Consider the following 20006-nt stretch of genomic DNA (forward strand, 5'->3'; position numbering starts at 1 on the left):
CGGCCGCCGGGCGATCACCTGAAGGGGCGCACCACTGGCGCGAGGACGGCCACCGTCCGACGATGGTGGCCACCGCGTACGGAAGGTGATCGCGTGACCCAGCCTGCAACGGTGACCGGCCCGGGGCGGACTCCCGCGTGGCGCTACGCCATCGGCATGTTCGGCACCTCGATCCCGATCAACATGATCAAAGGGTCGATGATCCTCTACTACGTCGACATCCTCGGGCTCGACGTCCGCGCGTACGGCGCCGTCATGGTGATCTACGCGATCATCGACGCCCTCGACAACCCGCTGCTCGGCCACCTGTCCGACCGCACCCGCACCCGGTTCGGCCGGCGCCGCCCCTGGCTGCTCGTCGGCGCGCCGATGCTGTCCGCGTGCATGATCGCGTTCTTCTCCGCGCCGGCGTCGCTCGAAGGCGCCGGCCTGGTGCTGTGGTTCGCGGTGTTCGCGATCCTGTGCGAGGCTTTCGACTCGATGCTGAACGCGAACTACGGCGCGCTGCTGCCCGAGCTGTACCCGCGCGAGCGTGACCGCGCCGTCGCCAACAGCCTGCGCCAGGGCTTCCAGCTCGTCGCCCTCGTGATCTCCCTCGCCGTCACCCCGCTGCTGACCACGGAGGTCTTCGGCACCGAACGCTCCACCCAGGGCTTCCAGACCACCGCGATCGTCTACGGCGCGGTCGCGCTCGCCGTGATCGTGTTCATGGCGCTCAGCGCGCGCGAAAGGCCCCGCTACGCCACCCGCGAGCGGCCCCGGCTGCTGCCCAGCGTCTGGTCGATCGTGCGCAACCCCCTGTTCTGGACGGTCGGCCTCACCGGCGCCTGCTACGGCATCGCCATGGCGCTCGTGCTGTCCGGCATCCAGCTCTACGTGCGCTACTCGCTCGGCCTCCCCGTCGTGAACGCCCTCTACCTCCAGGGCGTCGTCATCCTCGTCTCGGCCGCCGGCCTCGTGGCCTGGACGCGCGTCGTCGCCCGCCGCGGCGCCCTGTGGACGTGGCGGATCGCCTTCGCCGTCCTCGCGGTCAGCTTCGCCGGCCTGTTCCTCGCCACCGACCTGGCCACCGGCATCGCCGCCGGCGTGCTCGTCGGCGCCGGCTGGTCGGGCATGCTCGCCACCAACGACCTCATCGTCGCCCGGGTCCTGGACGTGGACGCGTCCCGCAACGGCGAGCACCGCGAAGGGCTCTTCCTGTCCGCGTTCGGCTTCTTCTCCCGCCTCAACGGCGTCGTGACCGGCCTCGCGCTCACCTCGCTCGGCCTGCTCTTCGGCTACAACTCGGGCACCGACCCCGGCGCCGATCCCGGGCTGGCGTTCCGCGTGTACCTATGCGGCTACCCGTTCGTGCTGACGGCGATCGGCGCGATCGCGGCCCGCCTCATCACGGTGCCCATCGAGACCCCGCCCGAGGCCGCCGAACCGGCCGGCGGGAGCGCGGCGGAGCGTCCCCGATGAGCCGCCGGCTCGTGATCACCGCCGACGACCTCGGCAGGGAGCCGGGCACCACCGAGGTCATCGTCGCCCTGCTCGCCGAAGGGCACATCTCCGCCACGACGCTCATCTGTGTCTCCCCGGAAGCGGAGCGGGCCGCCGCCCAGGTGCGCCGGACGGGCGTCGTTCCACGGCTGCACGTGACGCTCACCAGCGAGGGCGGCCTGCCGCGCTGGCGTCCCCTCACCCCAGGGGCCACGCTCACCGATCCCGACGGGATGCTCACCGACGACCCGTTCGTGCTCGGCGCCCGCGGCCAGGCCGCGGACGTCATCGCGGAGGCGGACGCGCAGCTCCGCTGGATGCGCGCGCACGACCTGGCCCCCGAGGCGGCCGACTCCCACGCCGGCACCCTGTACGGCCTGCACGGCAGGTCGTGGCTGGCCGAGACGCTCGGCTGGTGCGCCCGCCACGGCTTGGCCTTCCGCCTGCCCCGCGACCCGGAGCCGTACTTCGGCGGGCCACTCCCGCCCCCGCTCGCCGCCGCCCACGAACGCGCCGTCGCGCACGCCGACGCCCTCGGCGTGCCCATCCCGCGCACGATCGCGACCAACCGGCGCACGGCCCGCGACCTCGGCGGCTACGAGCGGCTGCGCGACGACTACCTCCGCCGCCTCGCCGCCCTGCCCGAGGGCACCAGCGAGCTGTTCCTCCACCCGTCCCGCGAGGACGCCGTCACAGGCCCCGACGGGGTCGTGCGGACGTGGGAGACGCGGCTGCTGCGCGACCCCGTCTGGCACAAGGCCCTCGACGGCGAGGACATCGAGGTCGTCGCGGGCTGGTGGCACTGAACAGGGCGCCGAGCCCTTCGCTCAGCCGAGTTCGGCCAGGTCGTCCTCGCTCAGCTTCAGGGCGGCGGCGGCCACGTTCTCCTCCAGGTGGCTCAGCGAGCCGGTGCCCGGGATGAGCAGGATGTTCGGGGACCTGGCCAGCAGCCAGGCCAGCGCCACCTGCGGCACGGTCGCGCCGTGCCGGGCGGCGACCGCATCCAGGCGCTCGGCCGTGACCGGCTGGAAGCCGCCGTCCGGGAAGAACGGCACGTAGGCGATCCCGGCTTGCGCGCAGGCGTCCACGAGCGGGTCGTCGTCGCGGCAGGCCACGTTGTACAGGTTCTGGACGCAGGCGATCGGCGCGATCTCGCGGGCCTCGGCGAACTCGGCGGCCGTCACGTTGGAGACGCCCAGGTGGCGGATCAGGCCCTCCTCGCGCAGCGCGAGCAGGGTCTCCAGCGGCCCGGCCAGGGAGGTCTCGCCGCGGTCGAGATCGCCCATCCGCAGGTTCACCACGTCGAGGCGGTCCACGCCCAGCGAGCGCAGGTTCGCCTCGACGCCGCGGCGCAGGCCGTCGGGGGTCAGGCCCCTCTTCTCCGAGGCGGGCAGCCCGATGTCGGCGCCCTCCACCAGCGCGCCCACCTTCGTCACGATCACCAGATCGTCCGGGTACGGGTGCAGCGCCTGCCTGATCAGCTCGTTGGCCGCCACCCCGTCGCGCGCGTAGTAGTGCGAGGTGTCGATGTGGTTCACGCCCAGCTCCACGGCCCGGCGCAGCACGGCCAGGGCCGTCTCGCGGTCGGGCCGGTCGCCCCGTGGCCAGCCGGTCAGCTTCATCGCGCCGTAGCCGACCCGCGCGACGCTCAGGTCGCCGCCCAAAGCCCATCGTTCAGTCGTCACGACCCTCCACCGTAGACCCTGGGGAGGGTCCTGGACACGGGGTGACACGACGGCGGCCACGGGGCGGGCGTGCCGCTCACGCCGATCAGGTTGCCCTCCGGGTCGGTGAAGCGGCCGACGACGGGCACCAGAACTCATCGGTGCAAACTTGATCAATTCCTTAACGGGGCACGTGGCGTCACAAGTGATCATCTATTGCCGCATCGGCGACGCTGGGTGACAGACCCCTCTGATCTGTCGCCGTACCGACCAAGGAGTCATTGTGCGCATCCGCGTCCTCGCCGTCGCTCTCGGCGCCGTCCTGCTCGCCGGCCCCGCCGCCGCCGATGTCCCCGACCTGGCTGACCCGACCGACCTGACCGACCTGAACGACCTGAGCGACCTGACCGACCTGAGCGACGTGGCCGTCCCGGAGGCCGGCGCGCCCGGAGGCGACCCGGGAAAGTTCTGCATCACTGTCCCGGTGGGCGCGATGGCGCAGGCCTTCAACTCCTTCGTCGCGAGCTTCGCCGCCGCCGCCAGCACGGCCGCCGCGAGCACGGCCGCCGCGAGCACGGCTGCCGCGAGCACGGCTGCCGCGAGCACGGCTGCCGCGAGCACGGCTGCCGCGAGCACCGCCTCCACGAGCACGGCCTCCACGAGCACGGCCTCCACGAGTGGCACTGCGCCGAACGCCGCCGCCACAGGTGCGGCGGCCGGGCCCGCCCTGCCCCAGAGCGTGCTCGTCCTCCAGGCCGCCCCCTGCTGAAGGCCGGCGCCCGAGCGCCACGGTGAGTCACGATAGAGTCACTGTCCGTCCAGTGAACGGAAAAGACCCGCACATGCACACCATCACCGCCGCCGCCGCGCGGACCACCGCCTGGCGGTGGCCCGTCATCCTGCTCGGCATCTCCGGCCTGCGGCTGGACCGTGGCACCCGCCACCGCCCGGCCCGCCTGCTCCTGTTCGTCCTGACGGCCGCCCTGTACTACTTGCTCACCCCCGTCCTGACGACCCCGGCGGTCGCGACCGCCTACGCCGCGACGGTCTGGGTGCTGTACTACGGCGGCCTGAGCCTGACCCTGGGCGGCCCCGGCCGCACGGCCCTCATCGCCCGCTTCGGCGAGGACCGCGCCTACGGCCTGTACGAGGTCGCCCTGGGCGTGCTGTTCATGAACCAGGGCTTCGCGCAGGCCGTCGTCATCCACGCCTACGGTGACAGCCTGCCCGCCGCCGTCCCGTCCTGGGCCGCGTACGCCGCCGGGGCGGCCCTCATGGCGGTGGGCACGTTCTACAAACTGTGGGCGGCCCGCACGGCCGGCCTGGACACGTACTACTGCCGGGACATGTTCATGGGCCGCCTGCTCGGGGACACGAGCGAGCTGGTCGTCGCCGGCCCCTACCGCCACCTGCGCAACCCCATGTACGGGGCCGGCAACCTGCACGCCTACGGGTGGGCGCTGTGGTCGCACTCGCTGGAGGGCCTGGCCGTGGCGGCGGCCTTCCAGCTCGGCATCTACCTCTTCTACCACCTGTGCGAGCGCCCCTTCATCGAGCGCGCGTACGTCAGGAAATGAAGGTGATCTTGCCGGTGCCGTGGACGGCGCCGAGCCCCTTGGTGGCGCAGACGCTGACGTCGGAGGTGGGCGTGGCGGTGCCGACCACGTTCGCCCCGGCCAGCGCCCCCTTGGTGACCCGCCCGCCGAGCAGCATGTCGCCGGGGTTGTAACCGGCCACCTTCTGCACCGACGGCCGCACGGTGGACACGCCCGTGCGGGTGCCGTCCGCGCCGTACCAGGTGATGGTGCCCTTGCCGTGCACGTCCCGCACGCCGGCGCACGAGGCGCGGCCGGTGCTGCGCACGGACATCACGCCCGTGCGCAGGTTGGCCGCCGCCGGCGTGGACGAGGTGCAGCCGGTCAGCACGATGCCGGCCTGGGCCGTCACGGTGCGGGGCATCAGCTTGACCGGCGGGGTGAACGTGATCGGGCGCTCCGAGGTGGTGGACACCTGGCAGGTGAGCAGCGTCTGCTGCACGGTCACCCCAGAAGTGGAAGCGGAGGCGGGGGCGGGGACGGCGGTCATCACCACCGCGACGGCCGCGGCCACCAGCGGGCGGGCGGTCATCAGCGGGCGAGCGGCCGTGAGCGGGCGGACGGGCATGGGCAGGCGTGCGGGCATGAGCGGGCGTGCGGGCATGAGCGGGTGAACGGGCATGTCATCTCCTCGTACTGGCCGTGATCGGCGCGCTGCTGATCCTGCTCAGGCGCGCCCACGACAGAACCGAGCATGATCTGCGGCGGCCCGGGCGAACCGCGTCCCGGCAAAACTTGATCAACTCCTTAACGGCGGACGACGTGCCACAAGAGATCATCTATCGCCCTATCGGCGACGCTGGGTGACACGAGCGCTGACGACGTCTCGGAGGAAGGAGCTCGCTGTGAGCGACGAAGACATCGTGACCGTGGTGCGCGAGCGCTGCGCGAAGATCTTGAAGGTCGATCCGGCCCGGGTCACCGAGGACGCGCTGCTGCGCGAGGACCTGGACGCCGACAGCCTCGACCTGGCCGAGCTCCACGTCGCCCTGGAGGACACGTGGGGCCCGCTGCCCCGCGAGACCCTCGCCGACGTACGGACCGTCGGGGACGTGCTCGCCAAGGCCCGCCTGCTGCTGCTGAGCGAGCCGGCGTGAACCGTTCGCGCGCCCGCGTCGCGGTGACCGGGCTGGGCGTCCGGACCCCGGCCGGCGCCCACCCCAAGGAGCTGTGGAACGCGCTGCTCGCCGGCCGCTCCACCGCCCGTCCGATCACCTCGTTCGACACCGAGGGGCTCGGCGTCGGGTTCGCCTGCCAGATCACCGGCTTCGACACCTCGGCGTACCTGACGCCCAAGCAGGCGTCGCGGCTCGACCGGGTGGCCCAGCTCGCGCTGTGCGCCGCCACCGACGCCCTGACGGACGCCTTCCCCGACGCCTCCCACCTCGACGGCCCCACCGGGACCCCGCCGCACCGGCGAGGAGTGGTGACCGGCACCGGCTTCGGCGGCAGGATGTCCGACGAGGCGGTCATGCTCGCCGGCCGGCACCCCGAACGCGGCAACCCCGGCCCCCTCCACGTGCCGATGATCATGCACAATTCGGCGGCGGCCGCGATCGGCATCCAGCACCGCGTCCAGGGCCCCAGCCTGTCGGTCGAGACGGCCTGCGCCTCCGGCTCCCACGCCATCGGCGAGGCGGCCCGCCTCGTCCGCGACGGCTCCGCCGACCTGGTCATCGCCGGCGGCGCGGACGCCTGCGTCACGCCGACCGTGCTGCTCGCCTTCCACCGCTGCCAGGCCCTGTCGCAGCGCAACGACGCGCCAGAACGCGCCAGCCGGCCCTTCGACCGCGACCGCGACGGGTTCGTCCTGGCCGAGGGCGCCGCCTTCCTCATCCTGGAGAACCTCGACCACGCCCTGCGCCGCGACGCCCGCATCTACGCCGAGCTCACCGGCTACGCCTCCACCTCCGACGCCCACCACCTCACCGCGCCGCCGCCGCACGGCGAGGGCGCCGCCCGCTGCATGCGCGCCGCGCTGGCCGACGCCCGCCTGGCACCGTACGAGATCGCGCACGTCAACGCGCACGGCACCGGCACGCCGCTCAACGACGTGGCCGAAGCCCAGGCGATCAACGAGGTGTTCGGCCCCGCCCGGGTGCCCGTCACCTCCATCAAGGGCGTCACCGGGCACGCCATCGCCGGCGCCGGCGCCATCGAGGCGGTCGCCGCCGTCCTCGCGCTGAACGAACGGGTCATCCCGCCCACCGCCAACCTCGACCACCTGGACCCTCGGTGCGACGTCGACGTCGTCAGCCGGGTCCGGCCCATGCCGCCGGGGCCGGTGATGTCCAACTCGTTCGGCTTCGGCGGCCACAACGCCACGCTCGTCTTCTCGCCGCACTGACTCTCGCCATCCGCTTTCCGACACCTTGATTTCCGACACCTTGACGAAGGACTCATCGTGCGTATCTCCGCCACCGCCGGCCTGCTCGCCGCCGCCCTGATCGCCTGCGCGCCCACCGGCCCGGCCGCCGCCGACGACACTCCCGGCCTCATTCCCTCGGCCGCCGGCCCGGACCGGGTGTGCGTCACCGTGCCCGTGCAGTCGCTGGCCCAGGCCGTCACGAATTTCTTCGCGCCGAGCTCCGCGACGGGAGCGGCCTCCGCGAGCAGCACGGCGCCGGCCGCGACGGCGAGCGCGGCGGCGGGCGCGGCGACGACCGGCATGGCGCCTGGCACGGGGCCCGGCACGACGGCGGCGAGCGGCACGACCTCCGGAGCGGCGCCTGGTGCGGTGCCCGGGGCCGGGACGTCCGAGCCGGCCCCGGGCACCCAGGCCCAGGGAGCGGCGGGGCCCGCGCCGAGGTTCCTCGGCTTCGAGCTGCCCAGGGACGTCCGCGTCCTGGAGGCCGCCTCCTGCTGAGCCCGCGCGAGTCGCTCCTTTCGAGCTGTGGAAGGTGATGCGGTGTGACCACCCCGCTCTTCGACGTCGTGGCCATGACCGAGCACTGGGCCCGCGCCCACCCGGGCACGGTCGCCTGCCACGTGGACCGGCGCCGCCGCCGTCCCGAGACGCTGACGTACGCCCGGCTCGACGAGCTCATCACCCGGGCCGCGAGCAGGTTGTCGCGGGCGGGGCTGACGGCGGGGACGCGGGCCGCCGTGATGATCCCGCCCGGCCGGGAGCTGGTGGCCGTGGTCCTGGCCCTGCTGCGGCTGCGGGCCGTACCCGTCCTGATCGATCCGGGGCTCGGCGCGCGGGCCATCGGCGCGTGCCTCGCGGAGGCGGCCCCGGGGGCGTTCATCGGGGTGCCGCGCGCGCACCTGGCGCGCGCGATGCTGGGCTGGGCGGCCGACAGCGTGCACACCACCGTCACGCTCGCCACCCGCACCCTCTGGCTCACCAGGCCCCGCACGCCGTACGTCCAGGCCGCGGCGGGCCCGGACGCCGACGACCTGGCGCTGATCGCGTTCACCTCCGGCTCGACCGGCCCGCCGAAGGGGGTGCCCTACCGCCACCGGCACCTCACCGGGCAGACCGGCCTGCTGGCCCGGTTGGGCGCGCTGGAGCCGGGCGCGACCGTGTACTCGACGTTCCTGCCGTTCGCGGTGGCGGCGCCGTCGATGGGGTGCGCCGCCGTCATCCCGCGGCTCGACCTGCGCCGCCCGGACCGCACCGACCCGGCCGCCATGGCCCGCTCCATCACCACGAACGGCGTGCGCGGCCTGTTCGCCGCGCCCGCCCTGCTGGACCGGCTCGCCCGCCACTGCCTGCGCCACGGCCAGGTGCTGGACAGCGTCGAGATCGTGCTCACCGCCGGCGCGCCGCTGCCGTACCCGGTGCTGGACCGCGCCCGGCGGTGCCTGCCCGCGCACGCGGACGTGCGCTCGGTGTACGGCGCGACCGAATGCCTGCTCGTCAGCATGGCGGACGACGCCGAGCTCACCGCCACCGCGCCGGCCACCGCCCGCGGCGCCGGCACCTGCCTGGGCTCCGTCCTGCCGGGGAACGTGGTCCGCGTCATCCGCGTCACCGACGAGCCGATCCCGCACTGGTCGGACGACCTGATGGTGCCGCCCGGCACCGTCGGCGAGATCACCGTGGCCGGCCCCGCGGTCAGCGACCCCTACCTCGCCCGCCCGCACGAGAGCGCCCTGGCCCGCATCGACGACCACGGTGAGCCGGTGCACCGCATGGGCGACCTCGGGTGGCAGGACGAGCAGGGGCGGCTGTGGTTCGCCGGGCGCAAGAGCGAGCGCGTCCGCACCGCCGGCGGCGACCTCTACACCGACCAGGTGGAGCCGATCATCGACGCGCTGCCGGGCGTGCGGCGCAGCGCCCTGGTGGGCGTGGGCCCGCCGGGCGGCCAGCGTCCGGTCCTCTGCGTGGAGTGCGAGCCGGGCACTTCCCGCCGCGAGCGCCGCGACCTCGTCGAACGCGTCCGAGCCCGCGCCATCACCCTCGCCGGCATCGCGGAGGTGCTGCCGCACCGGGGCTTCCCGATGGACGTCCGGCACGCCAGCAAGATCCGCCGCCCCTTCCTCGCCGATTGGGCGGCCCGCCGACTGGGCCGGGAGGAGCGGTGAAGGTCCTGGTGACCGGCGGCGGCGGGTTCCTCGGCCAGGCCGTGTGCCGGCTGCTGGCCGCACGCGGCGACCACGTCTCGGCCCTCAACCGCCGCCACTACCCGGAGCTGGCCGCGCTCGGCGTCGTCCAGCACACCGCCGACGTGCGCGACCCGGATGCCGTACGGGCCGCCGTGGCGGGCCGCGAGGCCGTCGTGCACTGCGCCGCCCTGGCCGGCGTGTGGGGGCCGGCCCGCGCCTACCGCTCGATCAACGTGGCCGGCACCGCGAACGTGATCGACGCCTGCCTGCGCGCCGGCGTCCCCCGCCTGGTGCACACCTCCTCGCCGAGCGTCGTGCACGACGGCCGCGACCTGGAGGGCGTGGACGAGTCGGCCCCCTACGCCCGCCGCTTCCTGGCCTCCTACCCGGCCAGCAAGGCGATCGCCGAGCGGCTCGTCCTGGCCGCGAACGGCGACCGGCTCGCCACCGTCGCGCTGCGCCCGCACCTCATCTGGGGGCCCGGCGACCCGCACTTCCTGCCGCGCCTCGTCGCGGCGGCCCGCCGCGGCCGGCTGATCCTGCCGCGCGCGCCCGGCAAACGCATCGACACGGTGTACGTGGACAACGCCGCCGAGGCCCACCTGCTGGCCCTGGACGCGCTCACTCCCGGCTCGCCCGCCGCCGGCCGCGCCTACTTCATCACCCAGGACGCGCCCGCCCCGGCCGTCTCCTGGGTCAACGCCCTGCTGGCCGCCGCCGGTGCGCCGCCGGTGACGCGGCTCGTCCCGGCCCGCCTCGCCCGCGCCACGGCCGTGGCCGTCGAGCACGCCTACCGGCTCGCCGCCGTACGGTCGGAGCCGCCGCTCACCCGGCTGGCCGCCGTCCAGGCGACGACCTCGCACTGGTTCGACCTGACGGCCGCCCGCCGCGACCTGGGGTACGAGCCGCGCGTCAGCACGGCGGAGGGCCTGGCCAGGCTCACCGCCCACCTGTCCGGCACCCCAGGACGCACGCCCGGAGCCCTGGGACACGCCCCCGGATCACCGTCCCGCACGGCCGTCGGCGCGCTGAGGTCCTGATGTCCGGACACCTCCGCCCCGGTGGCGGCACGCGCCTGCCCGGCTACCCCTTCGACTCGCGCTGGTTCGTCCACGACGGCCTGCGCCGTCACTACCTGGACGAGGGCGACCCGGCCGGCGCGCCCGTGCTCATGCTCCACGGCAACCCGTCGTGGAGCTACCTGTGGCGCCGGCTGATCACGGCGTTGCGCGGCGAGCACCGCTGCGTCGCGCCCGACCACCTCGGTATGGGCCGGTCGGACAAACCCGCCCAGGACCGCTACCCCTTCACCCTGGCCTCCCGCGTGGACGACCTCGACGCGCTCACCGACCACCTCATCGCCGAGCGGGCCGCCCCCGAGCGCGGCTGGACGCTCGTCGTGCACGACTGGGGCGGCCCCATCGGCCTGGCCTGGGCCGCCCGCCATCCCGGCCGTGTAACCAGGCTGGTCGTGCTCAACTCGGCCGCCTTCCCCAACCCGCACGGCCCCCGGGTACGCCCGGCGCTGCGGCTGCCGTTCTGGCTGCTGCGTGAGACGCGGCTGGGCGAGCGCCTGTTCCTGCGCCATCACGCCTTCGCCCGGTTGGCCACGCTGCCGCCGTTCGGGGTCCGCGGGCGGCTGCCGGGTGAGGTGCGGGCGGCCTTCCTGGCGCCGGACGACGGGCAGGGGCACCGGGTGGCCGTCCGGCGGTTCGTCCAGGACATCCCGCTCGGGCCCGCAGATCCGTCCTGGCCGCTGCTGCTGCGGGCGGAGGAGGGGCTGGGCGCGTTCGCGGACCGGCCGGTGCTGATCGGCTGGGGGCTGCGTGACCCGGTCTTCGACCCGGTCATGCTGCGCGAGTGGCGGCACCGCCTGCCCCGCGCCCAGGTCCACGTCTACCCGCGGGCCGGCCACTACGTGCTGGAGGACGCGCACGACCGGCTCGTGCCCGCCATCACCGCCTTCTTGAGAGGCTGAGCCGGGGCAGCCACCAGTTGCCCCGCCCCAGCAGCCGCATCAGGCTGGGGACGAGCACCATCCGGATGATCGTGGCGTCCAGCACGATCGCCGCCGCCACCGCGAACCCGCCCTGCTGGAAGTCCAGCCGCCGGGTCAGCATCAGCCCGCCGAACGTGACGGCCATGATCGCGGCGGCCAGCGTGATGGGCCGCGCCGTGTGCCGCAGCCCGTGCAGGACGGCGGCGGTGTTGTCGCCGCTGCGGCGGTAGTGCTCGGCGATGCGGTGCACGAGGAAGACCTCGTAGTCGAGCGACAGCCCGAACACGATGGTGAACACGATCAACGGCAGCAACGCGTTGATGTCGGCGCCCGCGCCGCCCAGATCCTGGAAGACGACGGTGAGCAGGCCGAAGGCGGCGCAGACGCACAGCACGTTCATGGCGACCGCCTTGACCGGGATCAGGAGACTTCTGAACGTGACCATCAGCAGCACGAACGACGCCAGCAGCACCACCGCCAGCACCTGCCAGAGTCCGTTCACCGCGCCCGCGGCCAGGTCGCCGAGCCGCGCCGCGGGCCCGACGGCCAGCACCGGCTGACCGGCCGGAAGCAGCCGGGCGGCCAGCGCGTGCAGGTCCCGCTGGAAGCCGGCCGCCGCCGCGCCGTCCGGCGGGCAGCGGTCGGCGACCAGCATCACGGTCAGGTCCCTGCCGTTGTCCAGGACGGTCGCCATCGTGACTCTTGGGTCGGCCTTCAGGGCCTGCTGGAACGCGAACGTGTCCACGGGCGTGGCCCGGCCGGGATGCGGCAGGGCGACGGTCGTCAGCCCCGCCACGCCGTCCCCCTCCAGCCCGGCCAGCCCGGCGCCGATGTCGGTGCCCGCGAGCGCCGGCCGGTCGTAGTGCAGCCCCATCCGCAGGTGCAGCACCGGCAACGCGGCCAGCGCCAGCACGGCCACGGCGGCGAGGGCGTACCGTCCTGGCCTGCGCATCATCCGCTCGGCCCCCCGCACCCACCCGGCCCGCCCGCCGCCCCGCCACGCCTCCGCACGCCACTTCGGGGCGGCACCTCGCCACGAGCGGGCAGCTCGCCACGGCACGGTGCCACGGCCGGGCCGGTGCCAGGGCAGCGTGCCCCACTCCAGCCGGTGATCCAGCCGGGACAGCAGCGCCGGCCCCAGCGTCAGCGCCGCCGCCAGCGTGACGAACGCGGCCAGCATCCCGGCCAGCGCCAGCGAGTGCGCCCACGGCACACCGACGACCAGCAGCGGGCAGGACGTGACGGCGATGGCGGCGGCGCACCAGGTGACGGTGCTGCCCGCGGTGGCGGCGGCCCGCCCGGCGGCGATCGCGGGCGCCAGGCCGGCGCGCCGGGCCTGGCGGTAACGCAGCAGGATGAGCAGCGCGTAGTCGAGCCCCAGCCCCAGCGACATGGTGACGGTGTAGGTCAGCATGGTCGAGTCGACGGGCGCCAGCGCGGCCGCCACCGCGAGCGCGCCCATACCCGTCAGGATCGCCGCGCCCCCGACCACCAGCGGCACCGCCGCCGCGCCCACCGCGCCGAGCCCGAGCACCAGCAGCAGCGCCGCCACCGGGACGGTCATGGCCTCCATCGACCGCAGATCGGCCAGGTCGGCGTGCGCGAGCTGGGCGAAGGCCCGGCTGACGCCCAGGATCGTCACGGTGACCGCCCCCGCCGACGCCTCCTGCGCGGCCTGCCGCGCGGTCGCGAGCTGGGCCGGCAGGTTCCGCTGCCGGGCCAGCTCGTCACCGTGCACGCCCGCCAGCACATACGCGTGCCGGGGACGCCGGCCACCGCTCTCCGGCAGGGGCAGCATCGCGCCGACGTCCGGCCGGGCGGCCAGGGCCTCCACGGTCGCGGCGATGGCCCGCTGGTAGCGGGGGTCGTCCGCGTTCAGTGTCGGAGAGCCGAACGCCAGCATCACCTGCTCGCTCCCCAGCTCGGGAAACCCGCGCGCGACCACCGCCGCGGCGGCCGCGGACGGCGAGCCGGGCACCTCCAGGGAGGGCGGGGCGAGCCGCTGCGTGAGGCCGGGCAGCAGCAGCGCCGCCCCGCCCGCCAGGAGCAGCCACACCGCGATGATCAGCCGCCCGCCCGGCCCGGCCGCCCACCGGCCCAGCCGGTCGAGCAGGCCGGAGCCGCCGGCGAGGCCGTCCTGCCAGGCGCGCGGCCCGGCGGGGGAGAGGCCGGCCGTCACGGTGTCACGACGAGCACTGACGCGCACGAGGTCCTCCTACGGCTTCGGGGCGCCCGCTCGCGACCCGGTTCGCGACGAGACGGGCAAGGTCGGTGCCGCCGCGGCGGCGTTCACCAGCGCAGCAGCACCGTGCCCGAGCTGAGCCCGCTGGCCACGCCCACCAGGGCGACGAGGTCGCCACGCTTGAGCCGCCCCTCGCGCTCGGCCAGATGGAGCTGCATCGGCAGCGTGGACGCGGCCAGGTTGCCGTGCTCGGCGACCGTCTCCTCGGCCTTGTCGCGGGGCAGGTCCAGCAGGTCGCACAGCCAGTACAGGGCCGCCAGCGACGGCTGGTGCGCGCACACCACGGCCACGTCCTCCCAGCCGAGCCCGCGCTCGGCCAGCGGCTGCCGCAGCACGCCCAGGTCGAGCTTCTGCACCCCGATGGCCAGCGACACCGGATCGATGGTGAACGGCCCGGGACGGAACCCACCGGAGGCGTCCCGTACGAACGGCATGATGGAGGCTTCCCAGTACGCCGAGTTCGCCCCGAACCGGTGCCCGAGCACGCCCGGCGTGGCGCTCGACTCCAGCAGCAGCGCCGAGCCCGAGTCCGACACCGTATAGGACGGGATCGCCGGCTCGAAGTCCTCCTGCGACGCCAGCCGCCACTGGATGCTCGACGTGACCACCTCGCCGCAGACGATGAGCACCGTGCGGTGGTCGCCGCCGGTGATGAGCGCGTCCGCGAGATGGATCGCCCGCAGGACGCCGTTGCACGCGTCCCGCACGTCGAACACCGGGCAGGCGGCCCCCAGCTTGGCCGCCACGATGTGCGCCGTCGCCGGCTCGACGGCGTCGCCCGACACCCCCGCGTGGATGATCAGGTCGATGGACGGCGGCGTGTGCCCGGTCCGCCGCAGCAGCCGCCGGGCCGCCGCCACCGCGAGGTCCGACGCCATGGTGTGCGGCGGCGCGACGTGGCGCCGCCGCACGCCGCTGTGCCGCTCGATCAGCCCGCGCGGCACGCGCAGGCCGGGATTGCGCTCGGCCAGCAGGTCTTCGAGCCGCGGCGTCGTGAGGCTTTCATCCGGTACGTGCACCGCCACCCCGGCCACCCGCGAGTACCGTGACCGGCTCATGACGGCTCGCCCCCGAGCCGCACGGATTGCCGATAGAGCATCCTAAGTCCGCCTTTCCTGGGCAACAGGCGCTCACGATAAGCAAGATCCCGGCGGCGGACCTAGCTGAACCGCCGAGGCCACGGCCTTGCTTGCCGGGCCTTGACCAGCGGCGTCCGCCCGAGCCCGCGAGTGTGGCGGCGGCGCCCCTATGCCGCGCCGCCGCCCCGTTCTAAGGTGGGCGCTTCCCCGGCCCTTGAGGGAGGGTCCCGTGATCGACCCGCAGACCGTCGCCCAGTACGACCTGCCCGGCCACCTCAGAGCCGTGCCCGACGAGATCGACGCCACCGGCCTGCCCGTGACCGGCGCGCTGCCGCCCGAGCTCGACGGCCGCTACCTGCGCAACGGCCCCAACCCCCTGCCGGGGCAGCGCAGCGGCCACCTCCAGGCGGGCCACGGCATGCTGCACGGCGTACGGCTGAGCGGCGGCCGCGCCGAGTGGTACCGCAACCGGTGGGTACGCACCGGAGCCTTCCACGGCAGGCCGTTCGTCACGCCCGACGGCCGCGTGGACCTGGCCTCCACCTCCGCCAACACCCACGTGATGGCGCACGCCGACCGCGTCTACGCCCTCGTCGAGGTCGGCCTGCCGTACGAGGTGACGCCCGACCTCGGCACCGTCGGCCCCTGCGACTTCGGCGGCCGGCTCACCACCGCCATGACCGCCCACCCCAAGCGCGATCCCGCCACCGGCGAGCTGCACTTCTTCGGCTACGGCTTCCGCCCGCCCTACCTCACCTACCACCGCCTCGACGCCAAGGGCGAGCTCGTCCACAGCAGGGAGGTGCCGGTGCGGGCGGGCACGATGATGCACGACTTCGCCGTCACCGAGCACCACGTCGTCTGGCTCGACCTGCCCATGACCTTCCAGCTCGCGCTGGCCGGGCAGGGCATGCCGTACGGCTGGGACGACGCCCACGGCGCCCGCCTCGGCCTGATGCGCCACGACCGGCCCGGCGCGCAGGTGACCTGGTTCGACATCGAGCCGTGCTGGATCTTCCACGTCGGCAACGCCCACGAGGACGCCACCGGGCGGGTGCTGATGGACGCCGTCCGCTACTCGCCGCAGGAGTGGACCGCGCTGTGGGCGCTGCTGTCACGCGACGACGCCTCGCGCGGCTTCGTCCCGTCGGACCCGGCGGTCGGCCGCGCCCGCCTGCACCGCTGGACCCTCGACCCGGCCACCGGCACCGCCACCGAGCAGCCGCTCGACGACCGCGTCGTGGAGTTTCCCACCATCGACGACGACGTGACCGGGCGGCGCTCCCGCTACCTCTACACCGTCTCCGGCAGCGAGCCGCGCAGCCGCGACCACTGCGCCGTCGTCAAGTACGACCTCGACACCGGCGCCTGCGACGTGCACGAGCTCGACGAGGACACGATGGTGGGGGAGGCCGTGTTCGTGCCGGCGGCGCAGGGGCCGCGCCAGGAGGACGACGGCTGGCTCATGACCATCACCACCCGCCGCGACGGCTCCGCCTCGCAACTCCTGGTGCTCGACGCCACGCACGTGCGGGGCGGGCCTGTGGCGTCGGTGGACCTGCCGCGCGGCGTCCCGACCGGCTTCCACGGCTCCTGGATCCCGGACCGCCGCCCCTAGGGTCGCCTCCGCAGGGGTCTGGAGTCCTCCTCGGGGGGAGGACCCGGGTCACTGCCCGGCCCGACCAAGATCGTCCTTTCGGCCGACGCCGGGCGGGCCCGCGCGTTCCTAGTCTGCACGCATGAGATTTCCCCGCAGCGTGTTGCCCGCGATGCTGCTCGCGGCACTGGCGGCGGCGGCCGGCCGGCCGGAGGCGGACGTGCTGCCCCCGCCGCCCGCGCTCACCGGCCAGGCGCTGCAGGAGCGGTACGCGGCCGGCGACCGGCCGGGGCGGCAGTTCCTGGCGATCAGCCACAAGGGCGACGGGCAGGCGATCGAGGTGGTGGGCGACCTGGCGACGGCCCGCACGGTCGTCGTCTACGTGCCGGGGTCGGGACAGAGCCTCGGCTCGTTCGACTCCTCCTACGAGGGGCCGGGCAGGGCCGCCCGCGCCCTGCACGACGAGGCGGCGGCCATCGAGCCGGGCACGGCGGTGATCGGCTGGCTCGGCTACGACCCGCCCGACCTGATCAACCCCGAGATCGTCACGACCTGGCCGGCCGAACGGCTACGCGCCTTCCTCACCGCCCTCGACCGGGCAGCGGGAGAGCGGCCGGCGCTGGCGACCCAGGCACAGGGGGATCGGGTGCAGGGGGATCGGGCGCAGGGCGACCGGGTGCGAGGGGAGCGTGGGCTGCCGGAGCCGGTCCGGATCAGCCTGGTGTGCCACAGTTACGGGTCCGTCGTCTGCGGACGCGCTGTCGCGGGGCTGCGCGTGGCCGACCTCGTCGTGACCGGCAGCCCGGGCCTCGGGGCCGCGACGGCCGGCGACCTGCGGACCAGCGCCGGGGTGTGGGCGGGCCTCGGCAGCCGGGACGACGTGTGGCGCCCCGGCGTGGAGCTGGGCCCGTTCGGCTTCGGCGCGGACCCGGTGAGCCCCGCGTTCGGCGCCCGGGTGTTCGACGCCGGCGACGCGACGCACGGGACGTACCTGCGCCCCGGCAGCCCCGCACTGAAGCGCATCGCCCGCATCGCCGTCACGGGCAGCGCCGAATGACCCGCTCGACGCAGCACCGGATGCCCCGCCTGATGCCCCGCCTCATGCCCAGCCGGATTTCCGGCCGGATTTCCGGCCGGGGCGCGCCGTCGGTCGCCGTCGCGGCGGTCGTTCTCGTGGGGATCGCGGTCGTGCACTGGCTGGCCACCGTGTTCGTCAGCACGCCGCGGGTGGGGGTGGCGGGCGACCCGGCCGGGCTGCCGTCCTGGGAGACCTGGCCGATCCAGCTCGCCGCACTCACCGTGCTGTCCTCCGCCGGCGCGGGCGCGGACCGGAGGCGGGTGCCGCGGCCGGTGGTGACGTTCCTGGTGGCGTGGGCGGTCGGGCTCCTGGTCCTGCTGGCGAACGGTTACTCGCGCGACGTGATCCTCCAGGTCCTGGGCGTGGTGCTGGAGCCGCTGCCGTACGTGACCGCGTACCTCCTCATCCTCGCCGGCAGGCCCGCGCCCGCCCCCGCGACCGACGGGGCGGACGGGAGCGCGCCCGGACGTCTGGCCCGGCTGATGGGACGGCTGGCGCTGCCGGTCTTCCTCTGGCACCCGACGGCGCCCGTCATCGTCGCCCTGGCCACCACCAGGCTGGGGCCCATCCCCGGGCTCAACGCGCTCGCCACCCCCTCCGCCTGGCTGCCGGCCAGGCTGGCCTGGCTCCCGCTCCTCGCCGCCATGCTGGCCGTGCTGGTCGCCCTGTCCGCGGGGCTGCGGCCGGCGCGGGACTGATTCCCCCGTACGGGGGAGGCGGCCCCGTCCCGTCGCCGCGACCCTGGAGCAGGCGATCGGGGAGGGAGAACGCATGGGTGCTTCGCCACGGGTGCGGATGGCGGTCTGGCTGCTGCTGTGCGGGCTGGTGCCGTGGGCGGGGGTGAAGACGGTGTGGACGCTGGGCGGGGACGCCCTCGGCGTGAGCGGGCGGGCCTGGCTGCACGGCGTCGAGAACGACGGGGGCGCCCTCTACCGGGCACTGGCGGCCGTGGGCGTCGATCTGACGGTGCTGATGGCGCTGCTCGGGGCGTTCCTCGCGCTCGGGCTGGTGCACCGGTGGGGGATGGTGTTCCCCCGGTGGACCCTCGTGCTGGCCGGGCGGCGGGTGCCGCCGCTGCTGCCGCTGATCCCGGCGTGGGCGGTGGGGCTCTGCCTGGGGGCGTACGGGGTGGTGCTGCTGGCCATGGTGCCGCTCGGCCTGACCGGGGTGATCCCGCCGTTCGCGCCGGTGGCACCGTTCACCACCAGCGGGGACATCGCGTGGATGATCCTGTTCGGCGGGCTGGCCTTCGCGGGGCTGGGCGGCGCGCTGCTGGTGGGAGCGTGGTCGTACGGGCGCCGCGCCAGGGGAGCCGTGGGCCGGCGGTGAGCCGGTGGAGGCCGAGCAGCGCGTAACCCAGCACCACGAACGCGGCCAGCACGCCGACCGCCGCCCCCGCCACCGTCGGCCAGCCGAGCCGCTCCACGTTCAGGAACGGGTAGACGTAGCGGCGGGGCAGGTTGGGGGCGGCGAGCAGCACGAACGCGCCGTACAGCAGCGGGAAGCCCAGCCAGGCGAACGGCGCCGCCCAGCGGGCCCGGCGCGAGCGGTCGAAGACGGCCCAGTCGGCCAGGGCCATCACGGGAGTCACGTAGTGCAGCAGGAAGTTGCCCCAGCCGCGCGCGCCGCCGCCGTCGAGCAGCGCCAGCGGGTTCGCCAGGTCGCGGGAGACGTAGTTGACCAGGCACGTCGCCACCAGGTACAAGGTCACGGCGCCCTTGACGTCGGCGGAGGCGGGCCTCCCGCGTCCCGCGACCAGCCGCCAGCCGTAGTAGAGCGCGAGCAGCACGTTGCTCTGCACCGTGAAGTAGGCCCACGGCCGGCCGATCGACGTCGTCAGGCACGCCAGGCCCGCGACGGTCGCCGCGACCAGCAGGATCCGCCACGCCGCCATCCGGCCCTCCGTGAACGCCACAAGATCACGCTAGCGCACGGAAACGCCGGGAACGGCCGGATCATCCGATCGTGAGGCTGCGCGCGCACAGGAGCCGCGCAGGTCAGCCGCGCAGGTCAGTCGCGCAGGTCAGTCGCGCAGGTCAGTCGCGCAGGTCAGTCGCGCAGGTCAGTCGCGCAGGTCAGTCGTTCGCCTCGGGCGCTCGCCTCAGGCGCTCACATCGGCCGCTCGCCTCTAACCGCGCACGACCCGGTAACGCAGATGGGTCACCGACGCGCTCCCCGCGACCGGCGTACCCTCCTGGACCAGCTCGGCCCGCTCCCCGCCGAACAGCGGCGTCCCCCCGCCCAGCAGCACAGGCACGAGGTGCAGCCACAACTCGTCGAGCAGGCCCGCCCTGAGCGCCTGCCGGGCGACGTCGGCGCCCAGCACCAGGACGTCCTTGCCGCCGGCCGCCTCCCGGGCGCGCCGGAACGCGGCCTCCAGGCCGTCGAAGGCGAACGTGCCGCCGTTGTCGCCGACGAGATCCTGCCGGGTGCGGTGGGTGACGACGAAGCCGGGGACGCCGGGCCACGGCGTGCCTCCCCACGGGCGCAGGCCGAGGTCGAACGTGCGCCGCCCGATGACCGTGGCCCCGACCGCCGCGTCGACCTGCCGGCGGACCTCCAGGTCGGCCTCGCCGCCCGGGCCCTGGCCGCCCATCCACTCGTGCAGCCGCTCGCCGCCGTCGCCCATGGGCTCCTCCGCCCGCACGTTCGGGCCCGCCGTGAAACCGTCCAGGGAGACCGACACGTCCAGCACTACCTTGCTCATCACGAGCCTCCT

The 20006-nt window shown here is 74.7% G+C and carries 20 protein-coding genes; 14 read left to right on the top strand and 6 right to left on the bottom strand.

Annotated features, from left to right (window positions below; all coding sequences use genetic code 11):
- Window positions 1-93 precede the first annotated feature (93 nt).
- Both HCN51_RS36865 and HCN51_RS36870 read left to right on the top strand, forming a co-directional pair.
- Window positions 94-1461 (top strand): MFS transporter, encoded by a 1368-nt coding sequence (locus HCN51_RS36865; protein WP_346433923.1) that lies wholly within the window; start codon window positions 94-96, stop codon window positions 1459-1461.
- Window positions 1458-2288: a carbohydrate deacetylase gene (locus tag HCN51_RS36870; RefSeq protein WP_168016220.1), complete on the top strand. Its 831-nt coding sequence runs from the start codon at window positions 1458-1460 to the stop codon at window positions 2286-2288. The genes HCN51_RS36865 and HCN51_RS36870 overlap by 4 nt, the downstream gene beginning before the upstream one ends.
- 21 nt (window positions 2289-2309) lie before the next feature.
- On the opposite strand, the gene HCN51_RS36875 is transcribed toward HCN51_RS36870, so the two are convergent.
- Window positions 2310-3167 (bottom strand): oxidoreductase, encoded by an 858-nt coding sequence (locus HCN51_RS36875; protein WP_168016222.1) that lies wholly within the window; start codon window positions 3165-3167, stop codon window positions 2310-2312.
- Window positions 3168-3429: 262 nt separating this feature from the next.
- Here HCN51_RS36875 and HCN51_RS36880 point away from each other — a divergent pair, with 262 nt between their 5' ends.
- Window positions 3430-3915, top strand: a complete 486-nt coding sequence (locus tag HCN51_RS36880; protein WP_168016224.1) for a hypothetical protein — start codon at window positions 3430-3432, stop codon at window positions 3913-3915.
- A 73-nt stretch (window positions 3916-3988) separates the two neighbouring features.
- Complete coding sequence (locus tag HCN51_RS36885; protein ID WP_168016226.1) at window positions 3989-4723, top strand: methyltransferase; 735 nt, start codon at window positions 3989-3991, stop codon at window positions 4721-4723.
- On the opposite strand, the gene HCN51_RS36890 is transcribed toward HCN51_RS36885, so the two are convergent.
- Window positions 4713-5363: a hypothetical protein gene (locus tag HCN51_RS36890; RefSeq protein WP_168016228.1), complete on the bottom strand. Its 651-nt coding sequence runs from the start codon at window positions 5361-5363 to the stop codon at window positions 4713-4715. The genes HCN51_RS36885 and HCN51_RS36890 overlap by 11 nt on opposite strands.
- Before the next feature lie 20 nt (window positions 5364-5383).
- Here HCN51_RS36890 and HCN51_RS36895 point away from each other — a divergent pair, with 20 nt between their 5' ends.
- Genes HCN51_RS36895 through HCN51_RS36925 form a run of 7 tightly spaced genes read left to right on the top strand, consistent with a single transcriptional unit; the run spans window position 5384 to window position 11270 of the window.
- Window positions 5384-5548, top strand: coding sequence for a hypothetical protein (locus HCN51_RS36895; protein ID WP_155127798.1), 165 nt, complete (start codon window positions 5384-5386; stop codon window positions 5546-5548).
- 38 nt (window positions 5549-5586) lie between these two features.
- Window positions 5587-5838 (top strand): acyl carrier protein, encoded by a 252-nt coding sequence (locus tag HCN51_RS36900; protein WP_168016230.1) that lies wholly within the window; start codon window positions 5587-5589, stop codon window positions 5836-5838.
- Window positions 5835-7088: a beta-ketoacyl-ACP synthase II gene (locus HCN51_RS36905; RefSeq protein WP_168016232.1), complete on the top strand. Its 1254-nt coding sequence runs from the start codon at window positions 5835-5837 to the stop codon at window positions 7086-7088. The genes HCN51_RS36900 and HCN51_RS36905 overlap by 4 nt, the downstream gene beginning before the upstream one ends.
- A gap of 57 nt (window positions 7089-7145) precedes the next feature.
- Complete coding sequence (locus tag HCN51_RS36910) at window positions 7146-7607, top strand: hypothetical protein (protein ID WP_168016234.1); 462 nt, start codon at window positions 7146-7148, stop codon at window positions 7605-7607.
- Window positions 7608-7651: 44 nt separating this feature from the next.
- Complete coding sequence (locus HCN51_RS36915) at window positions 7652-9271, top strand: fatty acid CoA ligase family protein (RefSeq protein WP_168016236.1); 1620 nt, start codon at window positions 7652-7654, stop codon at window positions 9269-9271.
- Window positions 9268-10332 carry an NAD-dependent epimerase/dehydratase family protein gene (locus HCN51_RS36920; RefSeq protein ID WP_168016238.1) on the top strand — a complete coding sequence of 355 codons (1065 nt, stop codon included), beginning with the start codon at window positions 9268-9270 and terminating at the stop codon, window positions 10330-10332. The genes HCN51_RS36915 and HCN51_RS36920 overlap by 4 nt, the downstream gene beginning before the upstream one ends.
- The gene (locus tag HCN51_RS36925) at window positions 10332-11270 is read left to right on the top strand and encodes an alpha/beta fold hydrolase (RefSeq protein ID WP_168016240.1); all 939 of its coding nucleotides are present in this window, start codon (window positions 10332-10334) and stop codon (window positions 11268-11270) included. The genes HCN51_RS36920 and HCN51_RS36925 overlap by 1 nt, the downstream gene beginning before the upstream one ends.
- Here the strand turns inward: HCN51_RS36925 and HCN51_RS36930 are convergent.
- Together HCN51_RS36930 and HCN51_RS36935 are read right to left on the bottom strand one after the other, a co-directional pair.
- Window positions 11248-13497: an MMPL family transporter gene (locus HCN51_RS36930; protein ID WP_168016242.1), complete on the bottom strand. Its 2250-nt coding sequence runs from the start codon at window positions 13495-13497 to the stop codon at window positions 11248-11250. The genes HCN51_RS36925 and HCN51_RS36930 overlap by 23 nt on opposite strands.
- An 83-nt stretch (window positions 13498-13580) precedes the next feature.
- Entirely contained in the window at window positions 13581-14591 is a 1011-nt protein-coding gene (locus tag HCN51_RS36935) for a 3-oxoacyl-ACP synthase III family protein (RefSeq protein ID WP_168016244.1), read from the bottom strand.
- 250 nt (window positions 14592-14841) lie between these two features.
- On the opposite strand from HCN51_RS36935, the gene HCN51_RS36940 reads away from it, so the two are divergent.
- The 3 genes from HCN51_RS36940 to HCN51_RS36950 all read left to right on the top strand — a co-directional run bounded on the left by HCN51_RS36940 (window position 14842) and on the right by HCN51_RS36950 (window position 17985).
- Complete coding sequence (locus HCN51_RS36940) at window positions 14842-16230, top strand: carotenoid oxygenase family protein (RefSeq protein WP_346433924.1); 1389 nt, start codon at window positions 14842-14844, stop codon at window positions 16228-16230.
- A gap of 121 nt (window positions 16231-16351) precedes the next feature.
- Window positions 16352-17266 carry an alpha/beta hydrolase gene (locus HCN51_RS36945; RefSeq protein ID WP_168016248.1) on the top strand — a complete coding sequence of 305 codons (915 nt, stop codon included), beginning with the start codon at window positions 16352-16354 and terminating at the stop codon, window positions 17264-17266.
- Window positions 17267-17310: 44 nt separating this feature from the next.
- The gene (locus HCN51_RS36950; RefSeq protein WP_168016250.1) at window positions 17311-17985 is read left to right on the top strand and encodes a hypothetical protein; all 675 of its coding nucleotides are present in this window, start codon (window positions 17311-17313) and stop codon (window positions 17983-17985) included.
- A 500-nt stretch (window positions 17986-18485) separates the two neighbouring features.
- Here HCN51_RS36950 and HCN51_RS36955 read toward each other — a convergent pair whose 3' ends face one another.
- Together HCN51_RS36955 and HCN51_RS36960 are read right to left on the bottom strand one after the other, a co-directional pair.
- Window positions 18486-19202 carry a Pr6Pr family membrane protein gene (locus tag HCN51_RS36955; RefSeq protein WP_168016252.1) on the bottom strand — a complete coding sequence of 239 codons (717 nt, stop codon included), beginning with the start codon at window positions 19200-19202 and terminating at the stop codon, window positions 18486-18488.
- Between the two features lie 213 nt (window positions 19203-19415).
- Window positions 19416-19994 (bottom strand): dihydrofolate reductase family protein, encoded by a 579-nt coding sequence (locus HCN51_RS36960; RefSeq protein ID WP_168016254.1) that lies wholly within the window; start codon window positions 19992-19994, stop codon window positions 19416-19418.
- Window positions 19995-20006: the final 12 nt, after the last annotated feature.

Source organism: Nonomuraea composti (assembly GCF_012034275.1).
Lineage (GTDB): Bacteria > Actinomycetota > Actinomycetes > Streptosporangiales > Streptosporangiaceae > Nonomuraea > Nonomuraea composti.

What these genes read in the sequence shown, in the direction of transcription:
- HCN51_RS36870 (WP_168016220.1), top strand. Translation starts at nt 1,458, where the DNA reads ATGAGCCGCCGGCTCGTGATCACCGCCGACGACCTCGGCAGGGAGCCG.
- HCN51_RS36885 (WP_168016226.1), top strand. Translation starts at nt 3,989, where the DNA reads ATGCACACCATCACCGCCGCCGCCGCGCGGACCACCGCCTGGCGGTGG.
- HCN51_RS36890 (WP_168016228.1), bottom strand. Translation starts at nt 5,363, where the DNA reads ATGCCCGTTCACCCGCTCATGCCCGCACGCCCGCTCATGCCCGCACGC.
- HCN51_RS36925 (WP_168016240.1), top strand. Translation starts at nt 10,332, where the DNA reads ATGTCCGGACACCTCCGCCCCGGTGGCGGCACGCGCCTGCCCGGCTAC.
- HCN51_RS36935 (WP_168016244.1), bottom strand. Translation starts at nt 14,591, where the DNA reads ATGAGCCGGTCACGGTACTCGCGGGTGGCCGGGGTGGCGGTGCACGTA.
- HCN51_RS36945 (WP_168016248.1), top strand. Translation starts at nt 16,352, where the DNA reads ATGAGATTTCCCCGCAGCGTGTTGCCCGCGATGCTGCTCGCGGCACTG.
- HCN51_RS36950 (WP_168016250.1), top strand. Translation starts at nt 17,311, where the DNA reads ATGCCCAGCCGGATTTCCGGCCGGATTTCCGGCCGGGGCGCGCCGTCG.
- HCN51_RS36960 (WP_168016254.1), bottom strand. Translation starts at nt 19,994, where the DNA reads ATGAGCAAGGTAGTGCTGGACGTGTCGGTCTCCCTGGACGGTTTCACG.